Origin of the sequence: Nesterenkonia sp. (genome assembly GCF_029265375.1) — a bacterium.
Lineage (GTDB): Bacteria > Actinomycetota > Actinomycetes > Actinomycetales > Micrococcaceae > Nesterenkonia.
Genome location: NZ_JAJUJJ010000053.1, coordinates 1 through 3,111, shown reverse-complemented (window position 1 = coordinate 3,111; position 3,111 = coordinate 1). Strand labels below are relative to the sequence as shown.

The window sequence follows — 3,111 nt, the reverse complement described above, 5'->3', positions numbered from 1 at the left end:
TGCGGAGATCGCTGCGATAGCCACCGCGATGAACAATCGGCCTCGCGGGATCCTCGGATGGAGGACACCTGCCGAAGCCTTCGAAGATCAGCTACGCTCAGCCCAACAGTCAACTGTTGCGAGCACCGGTTGAATACGGCGAATACACCTCGCTGGCCTTCACTGAAGCATTGGCAGATGCGGGGATCACTGGCTCGATCGGCAGCGTCGGCGATGCCCTCGATAATGCGCTGATGGAGTCGACAGTCGGCCTGTATAAGACCGAGGTGATCGACCACGAAAGGCCTTCATGGAGTAGTTGGCGGCAGGTTGAGGCCGCCGCCGCCGAGTGGGTCTACTGGTACAACAACCAGCGGCTGCACTCCTCAATCGGAGACCTCCCACCAGAGGAGTTCGAGCAGATCTACTACGATCGAACCCGAGGGCTCAGCGAACCCGCTGCGGCCTAACCCAGCCCTCCATCATTCCCAGGCCGATTCAGGCCAAGTACCTCACCGGCGGGTCCGGGCAGCGGGCCCAACAGGTTGATTATGAGAAGGCCAGGGCTGAGGAGTTCTACTTCGGGCTGAAGGGCTATGTCACCCCAGCCAGTCCCGCGGTGATGACCGGGGCTGAGGTCATCGATGCGTATCACTCGCTGTTTGAGGTGGAGCGATCCTTCCGGATGGCCAAATCCGACTTACAGGCCCGGCCGATGTTCCATCACACCCGGGATTCCATCGAAGCCCACCTCAGCATCGTCTTCGCCGCCCTGGCCATCACCCGGCACTTACAGCAGGTCACCGGGGTCAGCATCAAAAAGATCCTGAAGATCTTCTATCCCCTGCGGGACGCGACACTGCAGATCAACGGCACCCGGCACCACATCCCCGCCCAGCTGAGTGAAGAAGCCCAACGCATCGCCGACGCCGCATCTGGAATCAAGCACTAACAATGGCACGAGTCAGGAGCAGGTCTCCGCCTTCGCCGAAGTAGGCGTCGGGAGAGCTGATGACGTGGTAGATCCGGGCGCCAATGATACCGAAGACCACTGCCCAGAGTGCGGCGGAGAGAATGTCGTCGCCGTCGCCTCCGCGGGACTTCCACAGCCGGGTGGCGACCACCACTGCCAGGGCGATGCCCAGCAGGATTGCCAGGGAATAGAAGGCGATGGAGAAGGGGCCGGGTAGGTCGATGTGGTTCATCGGCGGGGAGGGGAATCCGGCAGAAACCATGGCGGCAAACATATCGGGTGCGTCTCCTTGCTTAGGATTCTTCGGGGTTCCGGGAAAGGTGGATGATGGCGGTGGCATTGCCGCCCCACACCGTCACAAGAGCCAAAATCATCATCACAGTCCTCATCGGGCTTCGGTGGGGTCGTCGCCCTCGCTGAGGCCGTCCCACAGATCGTATTCGTCGGGTTCGGCGGCCTCGTCGGCTGCTGTGCGGCTGTACTTCTTGGAGGCCTTCCGGTCGGTCCACCGATGCGAGACTGCGCCGAGGACCAGCGAGGCGGCCAGCATAAGCGCTGCCCCCAGCGTGGCGGTCCAGGCCCCGAAGCCCAGCTGATAGTCCTGCGCCGTCGTCGTGGTTCCGGTGACTTCCCCCACCGCCGGTTCAGCCGCACCTGCCGGGTCGATCAGCACGCCTAAGGAGGCGTAGAGCGACATGAGTGAGGCGATCAGCAGCAGAGCCGCGATGATCCAGCGCCCGGCGCGGCCGGCGATGGTCACCGCCACTGCTCCGGCGAGTCCCACCAGTCCCATGGCGGCTACGGTGTCGGCAGCCTGGGAGCCGGGAACCTCCACCTCCGCCACCGAAGAGGTTTCGCCCAGGCCGGTGGCAGCGATCCAGGTCATGGTGGTGGAGATCATCAGCAGTGCCGCGCCCAAGAGGGCGGTGAGCACCACGGTGCGGCGGCTGGTCAGCGCTGTGCTGCGGCTGGTCACTGTGCTGCGGCTGGTCATCGGGATGCGCCTCCTTCGGCTTCGTCCTCCCAGCTGGGCGAGAAGAGCAGTGTGCCCAGGGCGCCGGCGATCAGCGTCAGGCTGCCGGCCAGTCCGGCCCAGAGGCCGAATCCGGTGGTGTAGTCCTGACCTTCCACCCCGAGCCTCGACAGCGCCGGAGCTGCCGCTGGTGCCTTGTTCACGCTCTCCTGCCGTTCGGCGTCGGAATCGACGGCGACGCCCCCGCCGGACTGCACATACGCCATGCCACCGGGGAGTACCGCGGTACGGGTCGCGATCGCCGCGTCCATCTGCCCGGAGAGGTCGAAGTAGCCGACCACTCCCCCGTAGACCGTGCGGCCGGTGGGCTCACAGGCGTCCAGCAGCTGCAGCGCACGCGGAGAGTGTATCGGCAGACCCCGGTGGTCGTCCTCGTCGTGGATCATTCTGGAAGCCCTGCGTAGGAGTGGAGGCCGGGGAAGTAGACGTTGACGACGGCGTAGTTGATGATAATGCAGATGAAGCCGATGATCGATAGCCAGGCGGCACGGTTGCCAGTCCAGCCTCGGGTCGCACGCGCGTGGAGGTAGCCGGCGTAGACCACCCAGATCACGAAGGTCCAGACCTCTTTGGGGTCCCAGCCCCAGTAGCGGCCCCAGGACTGCTGGGCCCAGATCGCGCCGGTGATCATGGGCCCAAGGGTCCAGAAGACGAAGCCCACGGCGTTGAGGCGGTAGGCCCAGGACTCCAACGAGAAGGCCTTGGGCACCAGGTGCATGAACTGCCAACGGGAGACTGTCCGTTCGAACCACCCCGATGGCCCCTGCGCCAGCGCCTTTTCGCGCCTAGCCTGGACTAGCTGCAGCACGTTCATGGCGAAGGTCAGCACGAACAGCCCGATTGCCGACGCGGCCAGGCTCACGTGGATGGCCAGCCACGGACTTTGCAGAGCCGGTTGGACGTGCCCGATGGGAGTGGGGAAGCCGATGGTGGCCTTGCCCGCAAGTTGTGGACACGGTCTTAGTTCCTCAGGCGGCTGCCGGAAGCTGTTCTGATTTACCCGGCCGCCGGTCTCTGCGGAGGGATTCTTCGTATTCCACCGGTGGGAGCATCCCGATCGCCGAATGCAGCCTGCGGCGGTTGTAGACCTTCTCGATCCAATAGGCGACCCCTGTGCGGGCCTGGG

At 64.4% G+C, this 3,111-nt stretch carries 3 protein-coding genes and 4 pseudogenes; 2 read left to right on the top strand and 5 right to left on the bottom strand.

Annotation, left to right across the window (positions count from 1 at the left end):
* Window positions 1-140: 140 nt before the first annotated feature.
* Window positions 141-449, top strand: a pseudogene (locus Q1K09_RS12955) (integrase core domain-containing protein); the annotation flags it as partial.
* 89 nt (window positions 450-538) lie between these two features.
* Window positions 539-853: pseudogene (locus tag Q1K09_RS12950) on the top strand (IS1634 family transposase); the annotation flags it as partial.
* A gap of 67 nt (window positions 854-920) precedes the next feature.
* Here Q1K09_RS12950 and Q1K09_RS12945 read toward each other — a convergent pair.
* The 5 genes and pseudogenes from Q1K09_RS12945 to ccsB form a co-directional block, all read right to left on the bottom strand.
* The gene (locus Q1K09_RS12945) at window positions 921-1,226 is read right to left on the bottom strand and encodes a prolipoprotein diacylglyceryl transferase family protein (RefSeq protein WP_300345891.1); all 306 of its coding nucleotides are present in this window, start codon (window positions 1,224-1,226) and stop codon (window positions 921-923) included.
* Window positions 1,227-1,245: 19 nt separating this feature from the next.
* Window positions 1,246-1,326, bottom strand: a complete 81-nt coding sequence (locus tag Q1K09_RS12940; RefSeq protein ID WP_300345892.1) for a MetS family NSS transporter small subunit — start codon at window positions 1,324-1,326, stop codon at window positions 1,246-1,248.
* Window positions 1,327-1,337: 11 nt separating this feature from the next.
* Complete coding sequence (locus Q1K09_RS12935; RefSeq protein WP_157323035.1) at window positions 1,338-1,946, bottom strand: Trp biosynthesis-associated membrane protein; 609 nt, start codon at window positions 1,944-1,946, stop codon at window positions 1,338-1,340.
* A 164-nt stretch (window positions 1,947-2,110) separates the two neighbouring features.
* Window positions 2,111-2,326, bottom strand: a pseudogene (locus tag Q1K09_RS12930) (chorismate-binding protein); the annotation flags it as partial.
* A gap of 41 nt (window positions 2,327-2,367) precedes the next feature.
* Window positions 2,368-2,919 (bottom strand): annotated as a pseudogene (ccsB, locus tag Q1K09_RS12925) (c-type cytochrome biogenesis protein CcsB); the annotation flags it as partial.
* Between the last annotated feature and the right edge of the window lie 192 nt (window positions 2,920-3,111).